General features: G+C 57.6%; 17 protein-coding genes. 6 read left to right on the top strand and 11 right to left on the bottom strand.

Annotation, left to right across the window (positions count from 1 at the left end; all coding sequences use genetic code 11):
* Positions 1-6 precede the first annotated feature (6 nt).
* From HY36_RS15440 to HY36_RS15415, 6 genes are all read right to left on the bottom strand, one after another.
* On the bottom strand, positions 7-594 hold the full coding sequence (locus HY36_RS15440) for a hypothetical protein (RefSeq protein WP_035554704.1): 588 nt from the start codon (positions 592-594) through the stop codon (positions 7-9).
* Between the two features lie 12 nt (positions 595-606).
* Complete coding sequence (locus HY36_RS15435; RefSeq protein WP_081806230.1) at positions 607-2,739, bottom strand: TonB-dependent siderophore receptor; 2,133 nt, start codon at positions 2,737-2,739, stop codon at positions 607-609.
* Between the two features lie 274 nt (positions 2,740-3,013).
* Positions 3,014-6,142: an efflux RND transporter permease subunit gene (locus HY36_RS15430; protein ID WP_035554702.1), complete on the bottom strand. Its 3,129-nt coding sequence runs from the start codon at positions 6,140-6,142 to the stop codon at positions 3,014-3,016.
* Positions 6,143-6,145: 3 nt separating this feature from the next.
* Positions 6,146-7,249 (bottom strand): efflux RND transporter periplasmic adaptor subunit, encoded by a 1,104-nt coding sequence (locus HY36_RS15425; RefSeq protein WP_035554873.1) that lies wholly within the window; start codon positions 7,247-7,249, stop codon positions 6,146-6,148.
* Between the two features lie 2 nt (positions 7,250-7,251).
* Positions 7,252-8,682, bottom strand: coding sequence for an efflux transporter outer membrane subunit (locus tag HY36_RS15420; protein WP_162176011.1), 1,431 nt, complete (start codon positions 8,680-8,682; stop codon positions 7,252-7,254).
* Between the two features lie 322 nt (positions 8,683-9,004).
* Positions 9,005-10,777: a nucleoside transporter gene (locus HY36_RS15415; protein ID WP_155841985.1), complete on the bottom strand. Its 1,773-nt coding sequence runs from the start codon at positions 10,775-10,777 to the stop codon at positions 9,005-9,007.
* A gap of 141 nt (positions 10,778-10,918) precedes the next feature.
* On the opposite strand from HY36_RS15415, the gene lldD reads away from it, so the two are divergent.
* Complete coding sequence (lldD, locus tag HY36_RS15410; RefSeq protein WP_035554700.1) at positions 10,919-12,055, top strand: FMN-dependent L-lactate dehydrogenase LldD; 1,137 nt, start codon at positions 10,919-10,921, stop codon at positions 12,053-12,055.
* Here lldD and HY36_RS15405 read toward each other — a convergent pair whose 3' ends face one another.
* Complete coding sequence (locus HY36_RS15405) at positions 12,056-13,471, bottom strand: FGGY-family carbohydrate kinase (RefSeq protein ID WP_035554698.1); 1,416 nt, start codon at positions 13,469-13,471, stop codon at positions 12,056-12,058. It lies immediately after the preceding gene.
* Between the two features lie 111 nt (positions 13,472-13,582).
* On the opposite strand from HY36_RS15405, the gene HY36_RS15400 reads away from it, so the two are divergent.
* From HY36_RS15400 to HY36_RS15390, 3 genes are read left to right on the top strand one after another with little or no spacing between them, the layout of a single operon-like run.
* On the top strand, positions 13,583-15,688 hold the full coding sequence (locus HY36_RS15400) for a bifunctional rhamnulose-1-phosphate aldolase/short-chain dehydrogenase (protein WP_035554697.1): 2,106 nt from the start codon (positions 13,583-13,585) through the stop codon (positions 15,686-15,688).
* 15 nt (positions 15,689-15,703) lie between these two features.
* Positions 15,704-16,996: a TIM barrel protein gene (locus HY36_RS15395; protein WP_035554696.1), complete on the top strand. Its 1,293-nt coding sequence runs from the start codon at positions 15,704-15,706 to the stop codon at positions 16,994-16,996.
* A gap of 45 nt (positions 16,997-17,041) precedes the next feature.
* The gene (locus HY36_RS15390) at positions 17,042-17,830 is read left to right on the top strand and encodes a DeoR/GlpR family DNA-binding transcription regulator (RefSeq protein WP_035554694.1); all 789 of its coding nucleotides are present in this window, start codon (positions 17,042-17,044) and stop codon (positions 17,828-17,830) included.
* On the opposite strand, the gene HY36_RS15385 is transcribed toward HY36_RS15390, so the two are convergent.
* Entirely contained in the window at positions 17,814-18,149 is a 336-nt protein-coding gene (locus HY36_RS15385) for a hypothetical protein (protein ID WP_155841983.1), read from the bottom strand. The two genes, HY36_RS15390 and HY36_RS15385, sit on opposite strands and share 17 nt — an antisense overlap.
* Positions 18,150-18,199: 50 nt before the next feature.
* Complete coding sequence (locus tag HY36_RS15380; RefSeq protein WP_035554690.1) at positions 18,200-18,865, bottom strand: TetR/AcrR family transcriptional regulator; 666 nt, start codon at positions 18,863-18,865, stop codon at positions 18,200-18,202.
* 212 nt (positions 18,866-19,077) lie between these two features.
* Here HY36_RS15380 and HY36_RS15375 point away from each other — a divergent pair, with 212 nt between their 5' ends.
* Positions 19,078-21,492, top strand: coding sequence for a glycoside hydrolase family 2 protein (locus tag HY36_RS15375; RefSeq protein ID WP_081806228.1), 2,415 nt, complete (start codon positions 19,078-19,080; stop codon positions 21,490-21,492).
* 93 nt (positions 21,493-21,585) lie between these two features.
* Here the strand turns inward: HY36_RS15375 and HY36_RS15370 are convergent, their stop codons facing one another.
* Together HY36_RS15370 and aceB are read right to left on the bottom strand one after the other, a co-directional pair.
* Positions 21,586-23,208 carry an isocitrate lyase gene (locus HY36_RS15370; protein ID WP_035554686.1) on the bottom strand — a complete coding sequence of 541 codons (1,623 nt, stop codon included), beginning with the start codon at positions 23,206-23,208 and terminating at the stop codon, positions 21,586-21,588.
* Positions 23,209-23,248: 40 nt separating this feature from the next.
* The gene (gene aceB / locus HY36_RS15365) at positions 23,249-24,886 is read right to left on the bottom strand and encodes a malate synthase A (protein WP_051602866.1); all 1,638 of its coding nucleotides are present in this window, start codon (positions 24,884-24,886) and stop codon (positions 23,249-23,251) included.
* Between the two features lie 153 nt (positions 24,887-25,039).
* On the opposite strand from aceB, the gene HY36_RS15360 reads away from it, so the two are divergent.
* Positions 25,040-26,479, top strand: a complete 1,440-nt coding sequence (locus HY36_RS15360) for a helix-turn-helix domain-containing protein (protein WP_035554685.1) — start codon at positions 25,040-25,042, stop codon at positions 26,477-26,479.
* The last annotated feature ends 8 nt before the right edge of the window (positions 26,480-26,487 follow it).

Here is a 26,487-nt window from a genome sequence, read left to right as displayed (position 1 = left end):
GACGAATTAAATGAAAGCTGCAGCCAATGCGACTGCACACGCGCCAAGCGCATAGAGGGTCCGATGCAGTTTACGCTGTTCCATCAACAACAATGTACTCAGCAAGGCCCATGCAACCAGGCTGAATAGAAACGCTCCGACCGCTGCGTTTGCAGGATTGCCCGTTTCCGGAACCGTGACGCGCAACAGCGCGCCTCCTGCATAAAATGAGATCACGCCCGCGACAGGTCCTGCAAGCAGGAACGTCCAGATACCCGAACCGACGGCTGTTGCTTTTTGGACAATTGATGCGGCCTGTGGGGGCGTGTTTTCAATCGTTCTGATGCGTATTGGCGCATGCATTCCATTAGTGCCCAACAAGCCCGGCCAGGTAATCAGTCCCGCGACGACCAGCATCAAAATGGATGCGATCTGCGCAACACCTCGATCCATGTTCACCATGAACCAGACAAGGAGGCTCGAAAGCACGAGAGCCCAACCGACCACAAGCATCACCGGACGCCCCGGCTTGCGCCACACTGAGTAGAGAAGCGCCAGGCCAAGCAGACCGCCCAAGGCAGCGAGCGTTGCGAAAATGTAGTCGGTTGGGCTCATATGAGTCTCGGCTTAGAATTTGTAGCGAAGGCTTGCAACAACTGTCCGGCGTTGTCCGGGGAAACAATCGCCACGCGTCAGACATCCGGTCAGATAATCTTCATCGGTGATGTTGCGGGCATTGATTGCAAAGTCCCACTGGTCCCACTCATAGCCAACCATCAGGTCGCCCAGCGTGTAGTCCGGTGTCACGTAACGCAATGTACCATTCTCGGAGACAGTTTCGCCGACATAGCGGACGCCGGCACCTGACTTGAAGCCGGTCCACTGGCCATCCGGCCGCCACGTCGCCCAGACCGAGCCTTGAGTTTCAGGCGCAGCAGCGAGTTGGAAGCCATTCGGATCTTCCGCGTCCAGTGTCGAAAACGCTGCCTGGACATACACAGTGTCAAACTGGACATGGCTTTCGAACTCGAAGCCTTTCAGCGTGCCGACGCCTTCCTGTTGGGAGGCAGCCCCTGGCAGGGAGTTCGGATTTCCGAGATTGGAAATCTCAATATCGAAATAGTTCAAGGTGATCAGTCCGGGGAACGCAGACGGCTCATACTTGACGCCGACTTCGTATTGACGCGCTTCTTGCGGCTTCAGCGGGTTGCCCGTCGTCGTGTCTGTACCAACGACAGTCTCGAAGGATTCCGAATAGCTCGCATAAGGCGCAAAGCCATTGTCGAACCGGTAGAGCACACCGACGCTGGTTGAAATGGCATCATCATCCTGAACGACTGTGCCGCTGTCATTTTCGACATTGTCGCTACGAAGGCCAAGCGTGAAGCGCCAGTTTTCGTAGGAAATCTGGTCGGAAACATAGATGCCGAGATCCTGAACTGTAGAAGCCGGATTGTCGTTATAGATGGCGTCAAACACGGCCTGGTCTGGGTAGTTTCCGTACACCGGATTTGCCAGGTCGAAGACATAGCTGAAATCGCCCTGCAACACGCCACCGGCAAAATAGTACGAAGAATCGCTGTCCGTTTCGACGTCCTGATATTGTACGCCTGCAAGCAATTGATGCTCAAACGCGCCCGTCGTGAAGTCCGCACGCACGCGGACATCGCCCGCCAGCTGATCAAACGTGTTGTCGCCCTGATAGAAGGTTCGAGCTACGGTTGTCTCGGTAAAGAGAGGCGCGCCCAGATATTGATTCAGATAGCGGCTGGCACCTGTGAATGTTGGCCACGCCTGGTGGTAGTCAGCCTCACCAGAGCGCCACAGGGCGGTTGCTTCGAGTTTGAACACATCATTGATGCGATGCTCAGCCAGCAAGGTGACCTGCTGGGAATCTGTGTCGTATCGATTGAAACCAGGCTCGCCAACATAGACGTCCGTGTCGATGAACTCGCCCGTCACATTGTGAGGCTCCAGCGTCCCTTCAATCGGAATGAACTGGGCGGCCGCGTCGCTGTCAGTCTCCTGCAGCAAGCCGATGATAGTGAACTTCGTATCAGGTGTCGGTAGCCAGGAAAGGGATGGCATGAAGACCGTGGTGGTCTCGTCGACTTCGTCAATCTGTGTACCCGTATCGCGATAGACGCCAACGACACGATAAAGCAGCTTTCCGTCCGATCCAGCGACTGGCCCGGTCACGTCACCTGCAATCTGGTAGCGATCAAAGTTGCCGAGCTCCGCAGCGATTTCACCACCGAAATCTTCCTGAGGAGTCTTGGAAACATAGTTTGCGATCCCGCCAGGGGATCCTTGACCGTAAAGGACAGAGGCGGGCCCTTTCAGAACCTCAACCTGCTCAATCGTGTAAACGTCGGCGCGGGTCGAATTATAGCTGCCAAACAATTCCTGAACGGAGTCGCGATAGCGAGGGATGCTGAGGCCACGGGAGAACGGGAAGTCACCCCGTGTGGAAAAGCCATAAGGCTCGGCGGTCACACCCGCGACATAGGTCAGCGTATCAGCGAGACGCAGCGCCCCCTTGTCGATGAACATGTCAGACGTTTCGACCGACAGCGATCGTGCGGTCTCAACGATGGGCGTTTCGTTCTTTGTCGCGCCGAACGAACCTGTCGTGCCCGTGACGATCACGGTCTCCTGACGGCTCTCATCGTCGCTGCTTTGTGCCAATGCCGGCGACGCGGCAGCCATGCCGATAACAAGCGCGACAGTGCTGACTGCGCCAACCTTCGAAATACTCATGATGTAACCTCTAGAAAACAGATGTGAGAATGCATCTCAATACTAGAGGGCACCTACGAGCCATGCTATTGCAAGTCAATCGCACAGCACACGCATTCCTGAGAATGCGGCTCATTTTCTTTGGAATATCAATCGTCGTGACGAAGAAGCCACACTTCGCTCACAGCATTGGTGCGTGCCCCTGGGCATCGCGCGGCCAAGCCAATCATGTTTTGTAGCTGCGCAGACAGTTCGATTAGTCTCGGCGACACCAAGCGACAAAAAGCGACACAGGCTATTCGGCCGGCACAGCCGCCTGATCGACGCTCGCACTTTCCGCTTCCAGCTTCCGGGCGACATCTCCGGGAGAGCCGCTGCCACGTGCAATCAGCGCATACGCAGTTGGAACGAACAGCACTGTCACCAGCGCTGCTGCAATCACACCAAACAGGATGAGGACACCAATCGCTGACCGCGTTTCGGCGCCCGCGCCGCTCGACAAGATGAGCGGCAACGCCCCTGCAGCCGTTGTCAAACTGGTCATGACAATCGGACGGAACCGCGCAAGAGAGGCTTCCTTGATCGCGTCGTGGAACTCTCGCCCTTCGTCCCGCAGCTGGTTTGCAAATTCCACGATCAGAATGCCATTCTTCGCGGCCAGCCCCACCAACATGATCAATCCGATCTGCGTGTAGATATTCAAGGAATTCCCGGTCAGCCAGATGCCCAGCATGCCACCCGCCAGCGTGGCTGGTACGCACAGCATGATGATGATCGGGTGGCGATAGCTTTCGAACTGCGCTGCAAGCACGAGAAAGACGATGACCAGCCCTGTTGCGAAAACGAACAGGATCGACTGTCCCGACGTCTTGAAGTCGAGCGACTGGCCTTTGAAATCGATGATGGCTTCCTGGGGCAGCACGTCGCGCGCTGTCGCCTGCATGGCGTCCAGCACAGTTCCGAGCGCGGCACCATCAGCCAGGCCGGCCTCGATCGTGATTGCCCGGACGCGATTGTAGCGATTGAGCGTCGGGCTATCGGCGATTGGCATGATGCTTACAAGGTTGGACAAGGGGATGAGTTCGCCAGAACGGGCAGACCGCACATAGATGTTCTGCACATCATTCGGCGTATTCTGCTCTGACCTCAGCCCCTCAAGAATGACGTCATACTCTTCGCCATCGTCGATATATGTCGTCACTTGTCGCGAGCCGAGCATCGTCTGAAGTGTCTCGCCAATGTCCGATACGGTCACACCAAGATCGGCCGCACGGTCGTAATTCACCTGAATACGATATTGCGGCTGCGTCTCCTTGTAGTCCCAATCAATATCGACGAGGCCGGGATTGTTTTCCTCAAGCGCTGCGATGAACGTGTCTCGCCATTCGACCAACGTTTCATAGGACGGTCCACCCAGCACGAACTGGATCGGTTTTCCCGTTCCGCCGCCCAAGCCCTGCCGCATGATGGCAAAAGCGCGAATGCCGGGCAGGTCAGAGAGCTTTCCATTCACTTCACCAATGATCTCGTCCGCAGGTCGGCGTTCGGACCAGTCATTTAGCACAACGATCATGAAGCCCTGATTGAACGATGAGCTTCCGAAACCTGGGGCGCGCAGGAGCAAACGGTTGACCTCGCCGCTCTCGGTATAAGGAAGCATACGGCGTTCGATCTCGTCCATGTAGCGTTCCATGTAATCATAGGACGCCCCTTCAGGGCCGCGGATGGATACAAAGAACGCTCCGCGATCCTCGATGGGGACATATTCCTGTTCGATGGTCTGGGAGAGCCCATAAGCCCCGCCAAACAGGGCGATGAGTATGGCGCCGACGGCGATGGGTCGCATAATCAGCTTGTCCAGAACCCAGGCGTACCCAACGCGCAAGCGACCAAACCCACGATCAATGGCGTTTGGCAGCGCCGCCATCACGCCAGTATTCTTCTCGCGCTTCAGCAATTTGGAGGCGAGCATCGGTGCCAGAGTCAGAGCAAGAATACTCGAAAACGCGACCGCAGCCGCCATAGTCAGCGCGAACTCCGTAAACAGTCGCCCAACGTCGCCCCGCATGAAGGTGATCGGCACGAATACCGAAATCAGGACGAGCGTGGTTGCAACGACTGCAAAGCCAACCTGCCGCGTCCCGCGAAACGCGGCGACGAGCGGTGTCTCACCCTCTTCCTCAATCCGTCGGACAATGTTCTCTAGAACGACAATCGCGTCATCCACGACGAGCCCGATTGCCAGAACCAGAGCCAACAAGGTGAGCAAGTTTACCGACAAGCCGAGCGCGTAGAGCACGATGAATGTGGCGACGATGGAAATCGGCACGGTAATGGCCGGTATGATGGTCGCTCGAATGCTTCCCAGGAAGATGAAGATCACGAGCGTGACAAGCCCGACCGCAATGGCCAATGTCGTGTAGACTTCGCGAATGGAAGCATCGATGAAAACCGAGCTGTCGAAGCTGCGCGCGATGATCATGCCTTCCGGCAAGGTTTCGTTGAGCCTTTCAGCAAGATCCCTCGCACCCGCAGCGACCTCGACCGTATTGGCGGTGGATTGCTTGATAATGCCTAGCCCCACCATCGGGACACCATTGCCCCGGAACATGTTGCGGTCTTCCACGGTGCCGCGCTCGACGCGGGCCACATCGCCCAATCTGACGAGATATCCGTCTGCGCCTTCAGCAATGACGAGCGCCGCAAACTCTTCCGGTGTCCGGAAGGTCCGGTCGATACGAACCGTAAACGTTCGCTTCTCGGACTCAAGACTGCCTGCCGGGGCTTCGATATTCTCGCTACGGAGCGCCTGAATGATCTCGGAAACGGTCAGATTTCTCGCGGCCAGTTTGCGACGGTCAATCCAGACCCGAAGCGCATAGTCGCGGGAACCGCCCACCCGTACACGCGCCACCCCATCAAGCGCCGAGAACCGATCCACGAGATAACGCTGCGCATAGTCAGAAAGCTCGGGCGTCGTCATCGTTTCACTAGCGAGGTTCAACCAGATGATCACATCATCATTGGAATCGGCCTTCTCGACTTCTGGCGGGTCCGTGTCCTCGGGAAGATTATCCATTACTCCGGAAATTCGGTCCCGGATGTCATTCGCGGCAACATCGATATCCTGGTCAATTCCAAACTCGACGCTGATACGAGAACGTCCATCACTGGAGTTGGAGTCGATATATCTGATGCCTTCAACACCCGCGATCCGGTCTTCGATAATTTGCGTGATGCGCGTTTCAACAACGCTGGCAGATGCACCGGGGTATCTCGTATCAATCGAGACGATCGGCGCATCAATGTCCGGGTATTCCCGGAGTGGCAAGCGCTCGAACGAGACCAGACCGAATATCACCAGGATGAGCGCGAGAACCGACGCAAATACCGGCCGCTTGATGGATGTATCGGACAGCAGCATTTTCTAGCGTCCCGCAGATGATGAAGAACCGCTTGAACTGCCTGATCTTTTCTTCCCGCTGACTGCCTGCGGCTCCAGCATGGATTTGTCGCGAATACTGACAGCGCCGCCTTCACGAACCCGGATCACGCCTTCCGTGATGACCTCTTCACCTTCGACCAGTCCGGAGAGCACTTCCACCTGTCCCGCCTGGCGTAGGCCCAGCGTGACCTCCTTGCGCCGTGCAACGCGCTCACCACCTTCTTCGGCGGCGACGAACACGAATGTACGCGGCCCGACCGGCTGAACGGCTTCCTCCGGAATGGACAGTGAGACACGCGGATCTGCAACCAGCGTGACCTGCACGAACATGCCCGCGATCAACAGACGGTCTGGATTTGGCAAGGTGGCTCGCACGCGAACGGACCGAGTGACAGGATCAATCGCATTGTCGATAGAGGCAACAGTGCCTTCGAAAGTCTCGCCAGGAAAATCGTCAGAGCGCGCCTCAATCGCGGTGCCCTTTTCAAGGGTCCGCAAGAATGTGGATGGCACCGAGAAATCGAGATTCATTTCGCTGTCATCAATCAACCTGGCGACCACATCACCCGGCTGAACATATGATCCCACACTGACCATCCGGAACCCGAGCACGCCATCAAAAGGTGCAACGAGCACACGATCGCGCTGGCGTGATTGAACTGCGCGCAACTGAGCCGCCGCGCTATCCAGATTGCGATTGGCCTGATCAAGTTCGGATTGTGAAACGGCCTGCTGCTCTGCGAGCCGAGCAAGACGTTCCTGCTGGCGGCGTGCTTCATCGTAAGTCGCCTCAGCGGCCTCTACCAGGGCAACCTGCTCGCGCTGAGCCAGAGACAGCAATGTCTTGCCCTGATGCACACGGTCGCCATCGTCAAAATAGATCGCACGGACACGGTCTGCCGCATTCAGGGTCAAATCCACCTGCTCATTCGGTTCCAGAGTACCGAGCGCTTCGATCCGCATAGAGAAATGGCGTTCCTGAACCGGTTCGACAAACACACTTGCAGGACTGTTGCGCTGAGCATTCGCAACCAGCCCGGAAAAGAGCAAAGCACTTACGAAAAGAGAGGCAAATCTGTTCAACATGTTCATTCCAATGCCATTTCTGGATCGGCTTGCGGAGTTCCGTCCATCAACTCTACTCCACCCAACGCTCTATACGCAGCAATCGCGAGGCTGGATGATTGCAATCTACTCTCCGCCAACTGGTCTTCCGCAGTCAGCAGGGTTCTCTGGGCCTCCAGAACGTCGAGATAGTCATCGAGGCCTTCTTCGAAACGCAGTCGCGCCAGATCAATCGCACGGCGCGCTGAGGCGGCGGCGCGCTGAAGATCGTCGCGCCGCCTTAATTCGTTGGTGTAGTCGGTCAGCGCCGACTCCACTTCACTGAGCGCATTCAACACTGTCTGCTCATATTGCGCAATTGCCGCTTCGGAGACGGCATCCGCAACCGCGATATCAGCGCGGACGCGTCTGAGGTCGGGACCAGCCCAGCTGATGGACGGCCCAATACCGAACCCGAAGCTCGACAGATCCCCGACATTGTTGCTGTCGTCGAACAGCGCGAACAGATCTGCGTTGAGCGTAATTGTTGGAAACAAATCGGCCCGCGCCGCCTCTCCAAGGGCCAGTTGCCGGGCAATGGTCGCTTCAGCTTCGCGGATGTCCGGGCGTCTCCGTACCAGTTCAGCCAGGGAGCCCGTTGCGATGGCTCCCTCATGTTCCGGAATATCCAAACGCGTGGAGACGAGGTTCGCCAAAGAGGCATCCGGATCGTTCGCCGCCCGCCCTGTCAGCGCTGCCAGAGCATTTCGAGACGACTGGATCGTCGCTTCGTAGCGGGGCAATGAGGCGAGCGTTGTCCGGTATTGTGCCTCAGCACGCTCAAGGTCCAGCCGGGTTGCACGGCCATTGTCAAAAAGGGTCTGAAGCAATTCGAGCCCTTCAGCCTGGGTTTGGGCATTCTTGCGCGCAACTTCGAGCCGTGTTTGCGCCCCGCGCATCTGCACATAATTACGTGCCGTTTCGCTGGCGACGATCACCGCCACGTCTCGGCGTGCCTGTCGCGCAGCCTCAACATCGAACTCTGCCGCCGCGATCTGAGCCTCAATCCGACCGAACGCATCAAACTCCCAGCTGGCGCCTAGTCCGCCCTGAACAGACAAATCGACATCTTCGCCCGACCGAGCTGCCCGGCCGACTTCGGCTGTCGTATTGGCCGACGTCGAATAACTCCGCCCAAGACGCGCCCCGAGCGCAGAGGCCTCTGCTGCACGCAAGTTGGCAGAGGCCAGCTCAAGCGACTTGTTGGCAGACAGGGCGCGATCGACCAGCGCGGTCAGTTCGGGGTCACCAAATTGCGTCCACCATTGAGTGTTGAACGGAAGCTCTGCCTCCACACTGAGAAAATCTCCGCCCACAGGTAAAGCGGCCTCCTCCGGCCGCTGCGGCACAGAGGCACATCCTGCCAAAATCGCTACAGCAGCTACAGGAAGGGACAGATTGAAAACGGCTTTCATGCCGCGCATGTACCGCACTGGCCCTTAATATCCAGTGATAGTTGTCGAGAAACTCCTCACATGTTCGTTATAACTCATTCTACGGAGTCCTCCTTAGGGTAGCGCGCGCCTCCACCTCCGTTTGGCCTTTAGCAGCGCACGAGACTTGGCGGACACAAATTCCTTCGCGCCCGCCAGGAATGGTCTGAATTCCAGAAATGCAGAACATTTCTCTAGGTCAGAGTCCTTCTCGCTCGGTCGCGCCTCATTGTTCCTGAAAGCTGCCATTCATTCTAGCTGCTGCGCCCTGGTCGGGCGATCAGGCAAATCGTGTTCAAATCGCTCAGGACAGCTCCCGCTTCTCCCCACGAATGATCACCGCCAGCGCCGCGCAGGCGAAGAAGACAAGGCTTGGCCAGATGACGTTCTCGCGGAATGCGGCAAGGGCACCTGGGTAAGCAGCCGCATCGACGAAAAGGAGTTGCGCGCCGGACACCAGCATCCATGCGAGGGATAGGAAGCCGATTGCTTGCAAACCCCACCACAAGAGTGTGTGCCCGCCAGACTCGTCAATTGGCGCGCCCGACGCCAGATAGCGAGCCTCCTCCGCCTTCCGCATCGCGAGCGTCTCTTCCTCAATCTCCGCCTGCGGATATTGTTTCGCAGCACCGAAGCTGCGCGCGAGTACCAGATAGGCAATCGTCGCGGTGGCCCATGCAGGCAGCAGAAGAAAGAACTGGTGCACACCGGCGCCAAAATACAGCACAGAGATGATGGCAAGAGCCGCGCCCCAGGCAAGAACTGCGGGCACATTCAGCCCCGACTTGCGATACGAAGTCCAGTACCGACGAAGCCCTGTGCGCGGAAACAACCAATGCTCCGCGACGATGATCGCGCCTACCGGCGACAGGATCAGCCCCATCCACCCGACATAACCAAGCAATTGGGTAAACACGAAGGGTGAACACGCCAGCACCATGGTGACGAGGCCAACGAGAATGGTGACATGGGTACGCTTCCAGGCAGGGTTCAGGCTCTGAAACGCAAGTCCTGCCCGGTAAAGCGTCGGATTGGATGTGGTCCAGCCGGCGATGATGACTGCGATAACCCCCGCAAGGCCTAGCGCCTGTGTCGCCACCGCGCCGGGGTCCAGCAGACCTATCTGTGTATTGAGCGCATAGGCCGCGCCCGCCCCCATCGCGCCTGCGCAGACCCAACAGACAAAATGACCTATGAACATGCCGAGTGCGGAGAACCAACCGTAAGACTTTTTCTTCGCAAAGCGCAGCAGCGTCATGTCTCCCAGGGATCCGTGCATTGCGAGATTGGCGACCCACGCAAAGGCCGCAATGGACCAGAAACTCTTGGCTTCGTTCGGGATGGACCAGAAAGCGCCCTCCATCGGGGTGGGCTGGTACACTTGTGTTGAGAGGACCTGCCAGAACACATCGCCTGATACCGCGGGCAAGGCACTTCCGGTTGCCTGAGCCAGCAAGGGATAGAGCACCAGGGCGCCGACAAGGAAGATGCAGATCATCCAGGGTACGACCGCGCCTGCAAACTGCGCGAGCCTTTTGAAGCCCAAGACAGCAAGCGCGACCACGACGGCCCCCACGGCCAAGGCGATGAGCACAAACCGAATGTCGGTGGGGAACATTCCGGTCTGCGGAGCAATTGGCGCACCGGGGACTGCCGAATTGTAGAATACGCGCACAGCTGAGGCAGACACGGTGATCATGGATCCGGCCAGCCCGAGGAACATCACGCCGTTTACAACCGAATAGATCTTCAGGAAATGGCGACCTGCAATCTTCTCGAGATAGGCGTAGAGTGTCAGGCGTGTGTCGACCGCAATCGGTGCGGTGATGAAGGCCCATGTCAGAACTGCCAGCAAGTTTCCGACGAGCAAACCGAGAATCACATCGGATGCAGCCGCGCCTGCCCCGGCAAACAATGCGCCGATGACAAATTCCGTACCTGCAACATGCTCCCCCGAATAGTTTCCGGCGAAATATCCAGCGGGTTGAAGCTTGCGAGGCGGAACCGGGTGGAAGTCCAGATTCTGCGGCTCACCGGTTTCGACGGCGCCTGCGGCGTCCGCTCCAGCAATCGACATTGCGATGTTCCTCCCCTGAATCACATGCACATGTATGACATATTTTGATTGATTATTATCATTGTTGATTGCATTCGATTTATTGTACGTCAAGCACGAACACGCCAGAGTGGTCGGCAAACCATCAGGGAGGCGACGGCCTTGATCATTTCATCACCACAAGACTTTCGTGCTGCCGCGCTTCGCAAGCTGCCAAAATTCCTGTTCGACTATATAGATGGCGGCGCGAATGCGGAGCAAACCCTCGCGCGGAATACATCCGATCTGCAGTCGATCCGGTTACGGCAACGCGTCTTGCGGGGATCAGATTCGATTGACCTGAGCACATCCGTGTTCGGCGAAACGCTCGCTGCCCCTATCGGCCTGTCCCCGGTCGGCCTGACAGGCATGTATGCACGCAGGGGCGAAGTACAGGCCGCCAAGGCTGCCGAGCGGGCGGGCATTCCCTACACACTTTCAACGGTCTCGGTTTGCTCACTGGAAGAAGTTGCAAGCAAGACAGATCGCGCGATCTGGTTTCAGCTCTACGTTCTGAAAGACCGCGCCTTCATGAAGAATGTGCTTGAGCGCGCCGAAGCCGCTGGTGTGCGCACTCTTGTTTTTACTGTAGACATGCCTGTACCCGGGGCGCGCTACCGCGATGCCCACTCTGGCATGAGCGGGCCCAACGCGCCGTTGAAGCGCATGTACCAAGCCATCACACATCCCGAATGGGCCATGTCAGTCGGGCTGATGGGGCGCCCGCATGATTTGGGCAACATATCTGTCTACCGAGGGAAAAAGACAAACTTGTCGGACTATATCGGATGGCTGGGCGCGAATTTCGACCCCGAGATCTCATGGCGCGACCTGGAATGGATTCGCGACACCTGGTCGGGAAACCTGGTGATAAAAGGCATTCTGGATCGTGACGATGTGGACGACGCCGTCCGCCTCGGGGCCGATGGCATCATCGTCTCCAATCATGGCGGCCGCCAACTCGACACCGTGTCGTCCAGCATCAGAGCATTGCCTGACATCGTCCATGCCGTCGACGGACGAATGAAAGTGCTCGTCGATTCCGGATTTCGCAACGGGCTGGATGTTTTAAAAGCGCTCTGCCTCGGCGCGGATGCCGTCATGTTCGGACGGGCTTACATCTACGCACTGGCCGCGGGGGGAGAGACTGCCGTATCGCAATTCATCTCATTGATCGAACATGAGATGCGCATTGCGATGGTGCTGATGGGCGCGAAGTCCGTGCCTGACCTGTCCGGCGATCTGCTCGACAGAAAATAGTCAGCGCCCCTCCGTGTCATACTCCGCTTCGGCCAGACGACTTTCCCATCCAGATGCATATTTGCCGAGGTCTTCGGGAAGAGGCTCAACCCTCTCCAGAACGCCTTGCGGCTCCAGATCAGGATAGATCAGCCTGAGCGCCCCGAAGGAAACATCGTTCTGCGCACTCGATACAAACACTTGATCATCACCCCGCAAGGATGCCAGCCCACGCACGAAAACCTCAGCCCCTGCAAAACGCCCTTCCACCAGGACGGGCCCCGTTGAAGCAACCAGGTCAAGACAGGTATTCGTCATCAGAGCGGCATACAGACTGATGGTCGCCCCTCTGGCATCTGCCGTTCCGGGTTTTGAAATCCAATGACCTGAGCGCTTTGAATAAGGACCAAATCCCGGCGCAAAACAGGGCATCAATTGCGCGCCAGACCTCATCACGTCCGGCACAGCGTCCATCAACCGCGCCTGATCCTGCCTCCGGTCCACTCGCTGCGCATCCGGCGCGACGAGTCGCTCAATCTCCCGCCCGCCCATGAAGCGTGCAGATGGGACTGGCCGGTTCCACGCATCCACATTGACGAGGCAATCTCTTTCATCAGACAAAGCGGGCAAGTCAGCAGACTTTTCCGGTCGCCGCATCGTTACGAACCATGTACCCGTTGAAACGATGCTCATCTCGTCTTCAGCGAACTGAGGGAATCCCATCGCCGCCACGAGCGCCGCATTCGAATCGTGCAGTCCGCAATGAATGACAGCGTTTGGACTCAATCCGGTCCTGTGGGCCAGGTCGCCGCGCAATTGTCCAATGGGCTCTCCCGCAAAGACGACCGGCGCAAAACGCTGCGCCCAGCCTAACCGCTTCGCCATGGGCGAAAAGTCCCGCTCCATCGGCGCCCATAAATCCGTGTGGCAGCCCAGGCTGGTGCCTTCCGAGCGCATTTCCCCTGACAGAAACCATGCCCAGTATTGCGCCCACGGCATGATTGTCGCGTCATCCAGGACCGCATCATTCTCCTGCACCGCCCAGTATAGTTGCGCCCCCGCATTCAAACCGTCGGCCAGAAAGGGCGAACCAGTAATTTCGAACGGATCCCTCTCCGCCGCGTAGCCACGCCGAACATCGTCCGGAATGGGAACTTCGTAATCGAACGGCGGAATGACATGTCGGCCAGACTTCACCACAACAAGTCCTGCCCCGTGCGCGACCGGGATGATGTGGGCGACTTCTGCGAGAGGCGCGAATTTCTTGAGCGTGAAAATCAGCCATTCGGAGATGCCATCAACGTCCAGCGTGGCGCGCCCATTTGAACTCACACGCTCATTCGCCCGGGTCTCCCGCGCCAGGATATCTCCGTCAGGAGACCAAAGACTGAGCTTGCTGACCGTCTTGCCGACGTCGAGCACGATGACGGCACTCATTCGGATACTCCAACAATTGATTCCACAACAATGATCATTATTAAGCGAAAATGATTGAATTTGGCAATTTGAAATGCTAGCGAGCCGAAAGATGTCGTTTGGAGGCCCCACATGTCCACTGATACCGAAGCTCTCGCCCGCTCCGCCACAAAGTTCGCCGTTCCCGAAAGCCTGTGGAACGACGATGTGGCCGCTGATTTGTCCCCTCCTGAGCTGCTCTTGTATCGATCCAACCTGCTGGGATCGGATCTCACCGTAACGAACTTTGGCGGTGGCAACACATCGGCGAAACTTGAAGGTGTTGATCCGCTAACGGGTGAGACTGTTGACGTCTTGTGGGTAAAAGGATCCGGTGGCGACATCGGCTCCATGAAGATCGAGGGGTTCGCTACGCTCTACCAATCCAGACTGCTTGAACTGGAAAAGCATTATTCCGGCCCCGACGATGACGACAAGATGGTCGGCTACCTTCCGCATTGCACCTACAATCTGAACACCCGCGCGGCCTCCATCGACACACCGCTCCATTCGCTTTTGCCCTTTGCGCATATTGATCACGTCCACCCGGACGCCATCATCGCACTGGCGGCATCGTCCGAAGGCGAAGCCGCCACGCAGGAAATATGGAATGGCAAGATCGGCTGGCTTCCGTGGAAACGGCCAGGCTTCACGCTGGGCGTCATGATCCGGGACTATGTAAAACAGAACCCTGACGTTCAGGGCGTGATGCTGGCCGGTCACGGCATCATCTGCTGGGCGGATACCGCCAAGGATTGCTATGAGCACACAATCCAGCTGATTGCAGACGCGGCGAGTTACCTGAATGAGAAACTCGGAGATGCGCCCGCATTCGGTGGCGAGATCGTGGCACCAAATCCGGAGCGGCGCGCCATAGCCGCCGCCCTGATGCCGAAACTGCGCGCGCTGATGACCGGGGACCGGCCGAAACTTGCCCATTATTCCGACGATGCAGAAACACTGGAATTTGTTGGGTCAGCCGATTTCGAACGACTTGCCCGCCTTGGTACATCGTGTCCGGATCATTTCCTGCGTACCAAGATCGCACCACTCACGCTCGATCCCGAACGTTTGAACGATCAGGCCTACCTGCAATCCTCCCTGGAAGACTACCGCGCAGGATATGCCGGATATTACCAACGCTGCGCGGGCCCGAATGACCCGGCCATGCGCGATGCCAACCCTGTCGTGGTCCTTGTTCCGGGCGTTGGTCGGATCACCTTTGCCGCAAACAAGGCCACCGCCAGGATCGCGGGCGAGTTCTACGGAAACGCTATCAATGTCATGCGCGGCGCTGAAGCCATCGGCGCATATGTCGCGCTGGATGAACAAGAGGCATTCAACATCGAATATTGGGCGCTGGAGGAAGCAAAACTGCAGCGCATGCCAAAGCCAAAACCATTGGTCGGCAAGATTGCAGTCGTCACCGGAGGCGCTGGCGGAATTGGCGCCGCGACCGCCGCGCGCCTGATGCGCGAAGGCGCTTGCGTGATGTTGCTTGATCGCGATGAAGCTGCGCTGGACGCAGCGGCGGCTGGATTTCAGAGCGAATTCGGCAAGGATGTCATCAGAACCGCAATCTGCGACGTGACCGACGAAGCCGCCGTTGCTGCGGCATTCAAGTCGTGCGCGGTCGAGTTCGGGGGCTGCGATATCTTCGTCGCGAACGCTGGAATTGCCTCGTCTGCGCCATTCGAGGAGACCACGTCCGCAATGTGGAAAAAGAACTTTGACGTACTGGCTGAAGGCTATTTCCTGACGGCGCGCTCCGCCTTCACGCTGATGAAGCAACAGGGCGAAGGCTCAATGGTCTTTATTGGTTCGAAGAATGGCGTGGCCGCCGCAAATGGCGCCGCCGCCTATGCCTCTGCCAAGGCTGCAGCGAACCACCTCGCCCGCTGCCTCGCCCTGGAAGGCGCCGCGCACGGCATCCGCGTGAACACAGTGAACCCGGACGCTGTAATCAAGGGGTCTCGTATCTGGGATGGCGACTGGCGCAAGGAACGCGCCAGCGCACATGGCATTGATACGGGCAAGGAACTGGAAGAGCACTACAGGCTACGCTCAATGCTGAAGCGGGACGTGTTGCCGGCTGACGTTGCCGAGGCTGTGTACTTTTTCGCCAGCGACATGTCTGCCAAATCGACTGGAAACATGCTCAATGTAGATGCTGGCAACGCACAAGCCTTCACGCGCTAAACGGGAGCAGCCTCGATGACACATCTTCCCATTTCCGCGGACCTGATCGCCGAACAGAATGACAAACGCCTCGAAGCTGTCGAGGAAGACTACGCCGCCTTGTCACGAAAACTGACGCGCAACGGCATCAACATCAGCGACGTACGCCAGAAAGTGTCTGATTTCAGCGTCGCGGTTCCAAGCTGGGGCACCGGCCGCGGCGGCACCCGGTTCGCGAAATTTCCGATCCCCGGAGAGCCGACCAATATTCACGAGAAACTGGAAGACTGCGCGGTGATCAACCAGCTGTCGCAGGCGACTCCGCGCGTCAGTCCTCATTTCCCGTGGGACAAGGTCCAAGACTATTCCGCCCTGCGCCGCGACGCCGAAGCCCTCGGGTTGGGCTTCGATGCGATCAACTCCAACACATTTCAGGATCAGCCGGGCCAGTCACATTCATACGCCAACGGATCACTTGCATCGACGGACGCGGCCACCCGCGCACAAGCCGTTGCCCACAACATCGAGTGTATCGAAATCGGAAAGAAACTTGGCGCGACAGACCTGACCGTCTGGGTTGGCGACGGAACCAACTTTCCAGGCCAGCAGGATCTGGGACGGTCGCTTGACCGGTATCTGGACGCGGCGGCAGAGATCTACGCTGCCCTGCCGGATGATTGGCGCATGCTGCTTGAACACAAGATGTTCGAACCGGCTTTCTATTCTTCCGTCATCTCTGACTGGGGCTCATCCATCCTGGCCGCCCAGACGCTTGGCGAGAAATGCAAATGCCTTATCGATCTTGGTCACCATGCGCCGAACGTGAACATTGAACAAATCGTTGCCCGCCTCCACCGCTTCGACAAGCTCGGCGGATTTCACTTCAATGACAGCAAGTATGGCGATGATGATCTTGATTCCGGATCAATCAATCCGCACCAATTGTTCCTTGTGTTCAACGAACTCGTCGAAGCCGAACGCAATCCACGCGGCGGTTTCAGCCCGTCCTACATGATCGACCAGTCGCACAATGTGACTGACCCGATCGAGTCCATGATGTCCTCGGCTGACGCCATTGTGACGGCGTATTCGAAAGCCCTGCTTGTAGACCGAGACGCATTGCATGCAGCGCAGGAAACGAATGATGTCATGCTTGCCTTCCAGACGCTAAGGGACGCCTACAAGACGGACGTGTCCCCGCTTCTCGCGGCCGTGCGAGCAGACAAGGGCGGCGCAATCGACATGATCGCCACCTATCGCGCAAGCCAATACCGTGAACGAAAGAGCCAGGAACGTGCCGCGGTCGGGCTTGGCGCTGGAATTGTCTGATCGAAATTGATTGATTCTTAGCGTTCGTCGTTCAAAATACCGCTCATGCATGCGACACAACGTGAATCGATCATTCTGGACCTGCTGGCAGAGCACGGCTTTGTCAGCTTTCGGGACATAGAAGCAAAGCTGGACGGATCACCGGCCACGATCCGGCGCGACCTTGAGCGACTGGACGAGGAAGGCAAGATCATCCGCGTTCGCGGCGGGGCAAAATCTGTTTCGTCCAGCGACGGTCAGGCGAAAGCGGATCTGAAACTGTTCGGCACGCCATTTCATGAGAATGTCGTTCTGAACACCCAGCAGAAAAAAGCCATTGGCCAGGCCGCAGCGCAATTATGCAATGCGGGCGAAGGCATCATGATCGATGGCGGGTCAACCACATTACAGATGTGTCCATTCCTTGAGGGGCTCAATCTGCAGGTGCTGACCAATTCTCTACACATCGTCCAGGCTCTGGGCGGCCAGCCCGGCACACGCGTGCTGATACCGGGCGGGGCGGTGTTTCCAGAACAGAACATAGTGCTACCCCTGTTCGGTGAAGACCTCACTCCCGCCTTCCACGCTCCCAAATTGTTCATGGGCGCCGCCGCTCTCAGCGCGCGAGGCCTGATGCAGGATGATGTGGTTCTGGTCGCCAGCGAGCGCCGCTTCATGGAGCGAGCAGAAGAGGTGATCGTGCTCGCCGATGCGTCCAAATTCGAAAGCTCGTCAGGCAATGTCGTATGCCCACTGAATGAAATCGATGTGCTCGTCACAGACGCGCGACTTGGCGACAAGGACGCCAGCACCATCGAAGCAGCTGGCATCCGGCTGATCATCGCCGACGCCTGACCAAGACAAATTCGGAATCCGGACCCTGGTGCCGAAGCATGAAGCGCCGCCCCACCTGTGCCAGGCAGAACAGTGCGAGCGCGATAGCAACCAGGAAACTGGTCGTCAGCAAAACCCTTTGAAACAAGTCTTGCCCACCCGGGCTGAAGCCGACAAGCGCAGGGCCGATCCCCATTCCGGCGAACGCCAGAACCGGTCGTAATGATGTCACCCGGTCAGTGATATCCACTTCCGCCACGGCGCCCATCATCAGGGGCAAACCACCACCCCAAGCGAAGAGAAACAGGCAGCTGGCCACGTAGAAAATGCCGAGGCTCATATCTTGCGAAAACAGCGCAACGCTGACGAACATCAAAACACACACGGCCGTCACTGGCCCGATGCGTCCGACTCTCGATACTGGAAGAAGAGATTGATCACAGACTCTATGTGAGCGTCGACCAGTTCAGGTGCCTGCACGTCCACATCGAACAATGCCTCCGACTCCTTGGCCAGGACATAGGGCATCTGGCAGATCGACGAGACGATGTAGACCAATGACAGCGGGTGCATCTTTGGCATTTGCTGAATGTTGCCCGCTGTCGCCATCTGTCGCTCCACGAGGTCGCGCCGCGGGGCGAGGAAGTTCTCGACAATCCAGTTGAGTCGTTCCCCGCCGCGCATGGCTTCGGAGATCATGATCCGGGCATGCTCCGGATGGGCAGCGCAGTGGCGAATATAGCGCCGCAGAAAATCCTTGTACCCCTCGACACCGCCAGATGGCTCGCCATCAGAGTCGTCAAGCGCCAGCGCCTGATCGAGCATCTGGAACATGTCCCGAACCGCCTCTCGCCAGAGCTGTTCTTTCGTGCCGAAATGGTATCGGATCATTGAATGCCGAGTGCCAGCGGCCGCTGCTATGTCGCGGACATTCGCCGCCTCGAACCCTTCCTGCGCGAAGGCGATACGCGCCTCATGAAGGATACGGGCCCGCTTCTTTTCGGACCGGTCCTGAGCCGGAGTGCGGTGCTTTCGGGTCTCGGCGGTCTGGCTCAACTTGGTCTTCTTCAAAAAGGTTATTGCTACCGCGCCGACCCTAGAAGATCGCCGCACGGGGTCAACGCACACGCCCACCGCGAGCAGGCAGCGGGCCGATGGCGATTGAACACAAAATACGTCCAAACGGACTAATTTTCAATTGACAAATAGTCCAATTGGACGACTTTTGGCGCACCATCGCTCTTCATCAAAGAATCCGGCAGGTCTGCATGTTGCTCAAAAGATTGAAATGGCCCCTCAGAATATTGGCTGGCCTGATCGCCCTCGTGGTTCTTCTCGCCATTGTCGCCTATTTCAATCGGGTTCACATTCTCGTCGCGCTGATGAAGAATGACGCCTTTGTGGAATGGGCAGGAACGTTTGAACCGGGCGAGAATTACACCGCCAGCCTGCAAGGCTCTTATCCGGTGGCCGCCTGCCAGAACAGTCATGTGGACTTTGGTGAAGCCGTACGCAGAACGGTCTCGCTAGATGGGGTCTGGGACGTGGAGGAAGGCCCGCTTTCAGACACCGCGCCCGAAGCTTTTGCTCATCGCGCCCCCGTCCCCGGATTGATCACCAAGGCCACGCCCTCATTCAGCGAGATGGGCAAAAAGAGCAAACAACGCGACGCGTTCTGGTATCGCACACGATTCAGCGCGCCGAACACTCCGTCTGCACAAGCTCATATCTGCCTGCACAAGGCGGCCTATGGCGTCAAAGTCTGGCTGAACGGTCAAGAGCTGGGCGAGCATTTCGGACCGTTTACCCTGTCAGAGTACGACGCCAGCACGGCCATCAAATACGGCGGCGAAAATGAACTCATCGTCCGGCTCGGCGCAGACCGAAGCCAGTTGCCCGACTTTGTTCCCGCTGGCGACGATGATGAGGTCGCGCGGTGGTATCCGGGGCTTTGGGATAGTGTCAGTCTCGTCATGACCGGGGATGCGTCCATTGCAAATGTGAAGGTCGAAACGGATGTCGACACAGGTCAGGTGACGGTCATTACGGAGCTTCACAATTCGTCCGATACCGCCCTTGGCGCCCGCGTGTCCCAGTCCGCCGCTTCCTGGCCGGTCTCGCAGGAATTCGTGCCACAAATATCTGACGAGGTTACATTGGCACCGGGTAGCAATACGAGCCTGACCCAGACCTTCACGATAGAAGACGCCAAGCTCTGGAGCCCGGAGACGCCCCATCTGTACCTGGTGTCGACCAGAGTTGAAACCGCAAACGCTGATGGCGAATGGGTCGCCACCGACGATCGCGCCACACGTTTCGGGATGAGAAAATCCGAGTGGCGTAGCGGAGACGATAAGGGCTTCTATCTGAACAATCGAAAATACTATTTGCGCGGGACGAATGTCGCGCTGCACCGCTTCTTCGGCGATGCGGAACGTAAGACCCTTCCGTGGAATGAGGACTGGGTTCGTGAACTTCTCTCTGGTCATCCCAAGGACTTCCACTGGAACTCAATCCGAACACACAATGGCCGGGTACCGAACTTCTGGTACGACATTGCTGATGAGGTCGGCCTGATCATTGCCGATGAGTACAGCTTCTGGTCTGTCGCGCGCGGAACGGAGTCTGCGGACTGGTCGATTGTCGAGCTTGAGAAAGAGTTCCGGGGCTGGGTGCGGGAAAGCTGGAACCATCCTTCCATTGGTTGGTGGGATGCGGCCAACGAAAATAATAATCCCATGTCGACCGAGGTGATCGCGCGGGTTCGCTCGATTGATCCGACGCGGCAATGGGAGAATGGTGGCTACCAGCGCCCCGAAGGCCCGAATGACCCTATCGAAGAACATCCGTACAAGCTGAATTCCGGCGGAGCGCTGAACCTCAATGATCGTGCCTATACACTTGATGATTTTTCAACAATGGACGGCCAGCCGCCACAGGCCGTTTGGGGCCTGTTCGCCACTTATGCGGACGCGCCAGAGCACCCCTTCATCAATAATGAGTATGCTTTTCTCTGGATCACGCAGCTCGGTCGCCCGACACCCTTGGCACAGAGTGCATTCGACACGATGACAGGCGGACTGGATCTGTCACCGGACGAGTACCGGGAAGCCTACGCCTACGTCACCTCTGAATTGACGGCCTATTGGCGGGCCATGCGCGGCTATGCAGGTGTCCAGCATTTTGTGTATTTGTCGAAATGCAATGATGAGGACCTGCTGCCGGATACGTGGGAAGTTCGCACAACCAGCGCGACATGCGACAGCTTCCTGGACGTCACCAATCTTGAACTCGAACCACGCTGGGAACGCTATGCGAAAGATGTTTTCGCGCCTCAGCTTGTGTATCTGAAGGAATGGCGTGACCAAGCCTATCCGCGCGGGCAAGACGTCGACGTGCCGCTTATCCTCATCAATGATGAGTATGAGGCGGTCGCCGGAAATGTCCGCCTATACGTCGCCGATGCTGCCGGGAACGCCTCGTCTTCAGATCTCCTTCCCGTCACCATCCCGCCTCTGGGCCGGGTAGAGCTGAACGCGCCGCTGAACATTCCGGACCTGGACGCCTTTACGGTTTATGCCAAACTCAGCTCACAGACGGAGGCTTTCGCTCCAGTCTGGAGCCGGCGGAAAATCGGCTTTGAGCATCCCGGTGTGCAGATACAAGATCCTCCCTTTGAATAGGAACTCACCCGGCAGGATTCCGGTCTCTGGCCCATAAAAAGAAGCCCAGCCAAACTGGCTGGGCTTTAGGTCCGTTTGAAAAGTTCAGTATGATCAGTCGACGTTCTCGAACTGGTTCATCGTGTTGTGAACACCGCCCGCCTTCAGCGCGCGTTCGCCGGCAACCATTTCCTTGAACGTATCGCCAAGGTCTGAGCCCACTTCGTGCTGGTGCTTCACGGCAGACACACCATTGCGGATTTCGCGGCGCTGGATGGTCTGCACATAGGCGGCCATCTTGTTCTCGCCGAAGTACCCTTTCGACAATTCGTCCATGGCGAAGGCCGTCATGTGGAAGGTTGGCAGCGTGATCAGGTTGTGGAACACGCCAGCGCGTTCGCTGATGTCATATTGGAAACGTTGCAGGCGTGCGTCAGCTTCCTTGCCGAGATCGGTATCGTCAAAGCGGGCCGACATGAGTTCTGCCTCCGGATATTCATTCTCGGAGATCTTGCCAGCCGCGATCCAGTCTGCCCGGACCTGCTTGCGCAGATTGAGGGTCCAGTTGAAGCTTGGGCTGTTGTTATAGGTCAGCTTCGCATCTGGCACGACTTCCTTGATACGGTTCACCATGCCCGCGATGATGTCGACGTTCGGCGTATCAGTTTCGATCCAGAGCAGGTCTGCGCCGCCAAGCGTAAGGTTGGCGATACAATCCTCGATCACGCGCTCGGTGCCCGTTCCTTCGCGGAAGCGATAGAGGCCGTTTGGCAGACGGACTGGCTTGACCAGCTTACCATCTTTCTGCAGCGCCATCTCGCCATCCTGAAGCGGATTGGAGTCGGAGATCTCTTCGGTTTCAAGCCATTTGATGTATTCCGAAGCCAGGTCGCCCGGCCCCTGAGATACCGGAACCTTCTGGGTCAGGCCGGCGCCGAGGCTGTCTGTACGCGCGACGATCACACCATCGTCTACCCCAAGCTCCTCAAATGCCAGACGGCAGGCGCGCAGCTTCTCGATGAAGTCTTCGCGGGGAACTGTGACCTTGCCATCCTGGTGGCCACACTGCTTCGCGTCAGAGACCTGGTTCTCGATCTGGAGGCAGCACGCGCCAGCCTTGATCAGCTCCTTGGCCAGCAGATACGTCGCATGCTCGTTGCCGAAGCCAGCATCGATGTCAGCAATGATCGGAACCACATGGGTCTCGAACGTGTCGATCCGGTAGATGATCTCATCCAGGACATCCTGGCTTGCACCCGCTTCCCGGGCGGCGGCCAGTTCGCGGAACAAATCGTTCAGAGCAACTTCGTCGGCCTGACGAAGGGAAACATAGATCTCTTCGATAAGCTCTGCGACAGCCGTCTTTTCGTGCATGGACTGATCCGGCAGGTGACCCCAGGTGTTGCGCAGGCCAGCGACCATCCAGCCGGACAGGTACACATAGGTGCCTTTTGCCGTGCCGCGCATGCGCTTGACAGACTTGATCATCTGTTGCGCGTGGAAGCCGGACCAGCAGCCCAGAGACTGGGTGAACTTTGAGTGGTCGGCGTCATAGGCCGCCATGTCAGCTCTCATCACGCCGGCCATTTCGCGGGCAATGTCGAGATGCGTGGAGTATGTGTTCTGGATTTTCAGCTGGACGATATCGTCTATGCTGATCCCGGCGCGCGTCACGCCGTCGGGATAACGCTTGAGCGCCTCGGCGCGCAGTTCAGAGTAAGTTGGGCGGTTGGACATAGTTTTGTCTCCTTGAAATTTGGTGAAGTCAGTGTGGGGATTAGGCGAGCTTTCGCAGCGCCTCGTAAGCGGGGGTTGTCAGGAAGTCTGGCAGGTCTTCGCCGGTTGCCGTTTCGGTGAAGATGTTTGCGGCAAGTTCGTAGCGGCCCTGTTCATAGGCATCTGCGCCGATGGCTTCGCGGATCTTGGCGAGCTCCTCGCCGAGAATTTCCATGAACCAGTCCTGTGAGAACGAACGGGCTTCACCATTCTGCGCGATGATGCTGGCCTGATGATGCAACCACTGCCAGATCTGGCTGCGGGAGATCTCAGCTGTTGCGGCATCTTCCATCAGATTGTGGATCGGCACAGCGCCGCGACCATTCAGCCAGGCGGCGGTGTATTCAATGCCGACGGAAATATTGGTGCGCACACCCGCCTCGGTGATGTCCCCGGTGTGCGGACGCAGAAGGTCGTCCCGACGGATCGGCGGGAAAGTCCGCTGGCTGCGTACTTGATTGCAGGCCGGCATGTGCTCGTTGAAGACTTCCATCGCCACAGGCACGAGCGCAGGGTGAGCCACCCAAGTGCCATCATGACCCGCCTTCACTTCGCGCAGCTTGTCGGCGCGCACCTTTTCAAAGGCCGCCGTGTTTGCCGCCTCGTCATTCTTGACCGGAATCTGCGCCGCCATGCCGCCCATCGCATGGGCGCGGCGATTGTGGCACGTCTTGATCAGCAGCAAGGAATAAGCATTCAGGAATGCGCGGTCCATGCCGACCTGCGCACGGTCTGGCAGCACGTAGGCTGCGTTCTTCCGAAGCGTCTTGATGTAGGAGAAGATATAGTCCCACCGGCCACAATTGAGGCCAGCGATGTGGCGGCGGAGTTCGTAAAGGATTTCATCCATCTCGAATGCAGCGGGAAGCGTTTCGATCAGTACGGTCGCCTTGATGGAGCCTACTGGAATTCCGAGCGTTTCCTGCGCGAACTCAAAGACCTCATCCCACAGGCGTGCCTCCAGATGGCTCTCCATCTTCGGCAAGTAGTAGAAAGGCCCAAGGCCCGAGGCGTGCAGTTTCGCGCCATTGTGGAAGATGTGCAGTCCGAAATCGAACAGGCTGGCGGAGATGGGTTGGCCGTCAATGAGGAGGTGCGCCTCTTCCATGTGCCATCCGCGAGGGCGCACGATCATCACAGCGGTCTCTTCGCCGAGCGCATAGGATTTGCCAGACTTCGGGTCCGTGTAATCCAGGCTGCCATTGGCATAATCCTGCATGTTCACCTGACCGTCGATCATGTTCCCGAAGGTCGGTGACGACGCATCCTCGAAGTCAGCCATGAACATCTTGGCGCCAGAGTTCAGCGCGTTGATCATCATCTTGCGATCAACAGGGCCCGTGATTTCCGCGCGGCGATCCTGGAGAACCGCCGGGATCGGGGCAACTTCCCAGACGCCATCGCGGATTGATTTCGTTTCAGGCAGGAAATCCGGCAGCTCCCCGGCATCGAACCGCGCCTGACGTGCGCGGCGCGCAGCGAGAAGCTCACGACGCCGGGAACCGAAACGGCGCTCAAGGCGAACCAGAAAGTCGAGCGCACCCTCGGTCAGCACCCGGTCTACGCCCTCTACCCGCTTCAGGACTTCAATATGGTCAGCCTCTTTGGGGGCCCGCTCCAACGCTTCGACAAAAGTCATAATGTGCCTCATCAATCAAACTCGAATTGACACAACACTATTTACACTTCTTCCGAATATCGAGTATGCAATTGTTTCTATTGGGTTTTTATGTTTACGATGTAAGGTAAACCCAACGGTAATTGTAAAGTTTGTAAATCTTCAGGGTATTTGATGAGCCAGCGAAAAGAGAAACTCCTCATTGGCGCGAAGCTTCGACGGCTTCGCCGCACGCTTGGACTGACGCAGGCCCAAATGGCCGAAGACCTCGATGTCTCAGCCAGCTACATCAATCTGATCGAGAGCAATCAGCGCCCCGTGAGCGCGAAACTGCTCGTGTCCCTCGCACAAATCTACGATTTCGATCTGAGCGATGTGGGCGGCGCAAGCGACGCCCGACTGGCCTCCGAACTCATGGAAGCGCTTCGCGACCCCGTTTTTGAAGCCGGGCCGATTGGCAAGAATGACGTCGAAGATGTCGTCAACGCCAATCCGGACATCGCGAAGGCGTTCCTCCGTCTCTATTCGCGCCATCAGGAGATGAATATCCGGCTCTATTCGGACGCCAACCCAATGGCAGACCGGGAAAAGGTCGAAGTGCTGGAACAGACGGATCGGAGCGTGGATTCCGTTCGTGAATATTTCCACGAAAACCGGAACTACTTCCCCGAAATCGACGAAGCGGCAGAAGCGCTCTCAGCCGAATTGTTTCTGACCACGGATGAACCTCATACCACCCTGACAGACCGCCTGAAGAAGCAACACAATTACCAGGTCCGGATTGTCCCGGCTCATGTCATGCCAGACAGGCTACGCTATTTTGATCGGCACCATCGCAGGATCGATCTGTCAGAACTGCTCCACCAATCCGGACGACGCTTTCAGCTGGCCGTCCAGATCGCCATGCTGGAATATGCCCCCCTTATTGAAGCGCATGTCGAGAAAGCCAAATTCCCGGATCGCAGCGCGCGAAACCTGGCCAGCGTCAGCCTGGCAAATTACTTCGCCGCCGCGTTGCTGATGCCGTATGCGCGCTTCCTCCGTGAATGCGAAACAACGAAATATGACATTGAGCTGCTCAGCCATCGGTTCGGCGCAAGCTTTGAACAAGTCGCCCACCGCCTCACCACACTTCAGAAACCGGATGCACGCGGCATCCCCTTCTTCTTCGTCCGAATGGACAGCGCCGGCAATGTGTCCAAGCGTTTCAGCGCGGGGCGGTTTCATTTTTCGAAATTCGGTGGCGCCTGCCCGCTCTGGAATATCCATGATTGCTTTGCGACGCCTGACCAGGTTCGCACCCAAATCATTCAGATGCCGGACAATACGACCTATTTCTCAATCGCCCGCACGATGTCACGGTCGGAAGGCGCCTTTGACCGGCCGCCAACCAAGTACGCCATCGGCCTTGGGTGTGACATCGCCTACGCCCCCCGCCTGATATATGCGCAGACACTCAATCTGCCCGCCATGCAGGCGACGCCCATTGGAGTGAATTGCTATATGTGCGACCGGAACAATTGCCCATCCAGGGCCCACGCTCCGCTAAACAAGAAACTTGTCTTCGATACAAGATCGCGCGGTATCTCTGTCTTCAGCTTCGAGCACGACTAGCGGACCAC

The organism is Hyphomonas atlantica corrig. (genome assembly GCF_000682715.1).
GTDB lineage: Bacteria > Pseudomonadota > Alphaproteobacteria > Caulobacterales > Hyphomonadaceae > Hyphomonas > Hyphomonas atlantica.
The sequence above is the reverse complement of the archived record's forward strand: the minus strand, read 5'-3'. Positions and strand labels throughout refer to the sequence as shown.

Bases quoted from the DNA above. Each gene is read 5' to 3' on its own strand.
- HY36_RS15385 (WP_155841983.1), bottom strand. From the start codon at position 18,149: ATGAGCCTCGGCATTTTCTACGTGGCCAGCTGCCTGTTTCTCTTCGCT.
- HY36_RS15435 (WP_081806230.1), bottom strand. From the start codon at position 2,739: ATGAGTATTTCGAAGGTTGGCGCAGTCAGCACTGTCGCGCTTGTTATC.
- HY36_RS15425 (WP_035554873.1), bottom strand. From the start codon at position 7,249: ATGTTGAACAGATTTGCCTCTCTTTTCGTAAGTGCTTTGCTCTTTTCC.
- HY36_RS15375 (WP_081806228.1), top strand. From the start codon at position 19,078: ATGTTGCTCAAAAGATTGAAATGGCCCCTCAGAATATTGGCTGGCCTG.
- HY36_RS15390 (WP_035554694.1), top strand. From the start codon at position 17,042: ATGCATGCGACACAACGTGAATCGATCATTCTGGACCTGCTGGCAGAG.
- HY36_RS15405 (WP_035554698.1), bottom strand. From the start codon at position 13,471: ATGAGTGCCGTCATCGTGCTCGACGTCGGCAAGACGGTCAGCAAGCTC.
- HY36_RS15395 (WP_035554696.1), top strand. From the start codon at position 15,704: ATGACACATCTTCCCATTTCCGCGGACCTGATCGCCGAACAGAATGAC.
- HY36_RS15360 (WP_035554685.1), top strand. From the start codon at position 25,040: ATGAGCCAGCGAAAAGAGAAACTCCTCATTGGCGCGAAGCTTCGACGG.
- HY36_RS15415 (WP_155841985.1), bottom strand. From the start codon at position 10,777: ATGTCGATTGCTGGAGCGGACGCCGCAGGCGCCGTCGAAACCGGTGAG.
- HY36_RS15440 (WP_035554704.1), bottom strand. From the start codon at position 594: ATGAGCCCAACCGACTACATTTTCGCAACGCTCGCTGCCTTGGGCGGT.
- HY36_RS15430 (WP_035554702.1), bottom strand. From the start codon at position 6,142: ATGCTGCTGTCCGATACATCCATCAAGCGGCCGGTATTTGCGTCGGTT.
- aceB (WP_051602866.1), bottom strand. From the start codon at position 24,886: ATGACTTTTGTCGAAGCGTTGGAGCGGGCCCCCAAAGAGGCTGACCAT.
- HY36_RS15370 (WP_035554686.1), bottom strand. From the start codon at position 23,208: ATGTCCAACCGCCCAACTTACTCTGAACTGCGCGCCGAGGCGCTCAAG.
- HY36_RS15420 (WP_162176011.1), bottom strand. From the start codon at position 8,682: ATGAAAGCCGTTTTCAATCTGTCCCTTCCTGTAGCTGCTGTAGCGATT.
- HY36_RS15400 (WP_035554697.1), top strand. From the start codon at position 13,583: ATGTCCACTGATACCGAAGCTCTCGCCCGCTCCGCCACAAAGTTCGCC.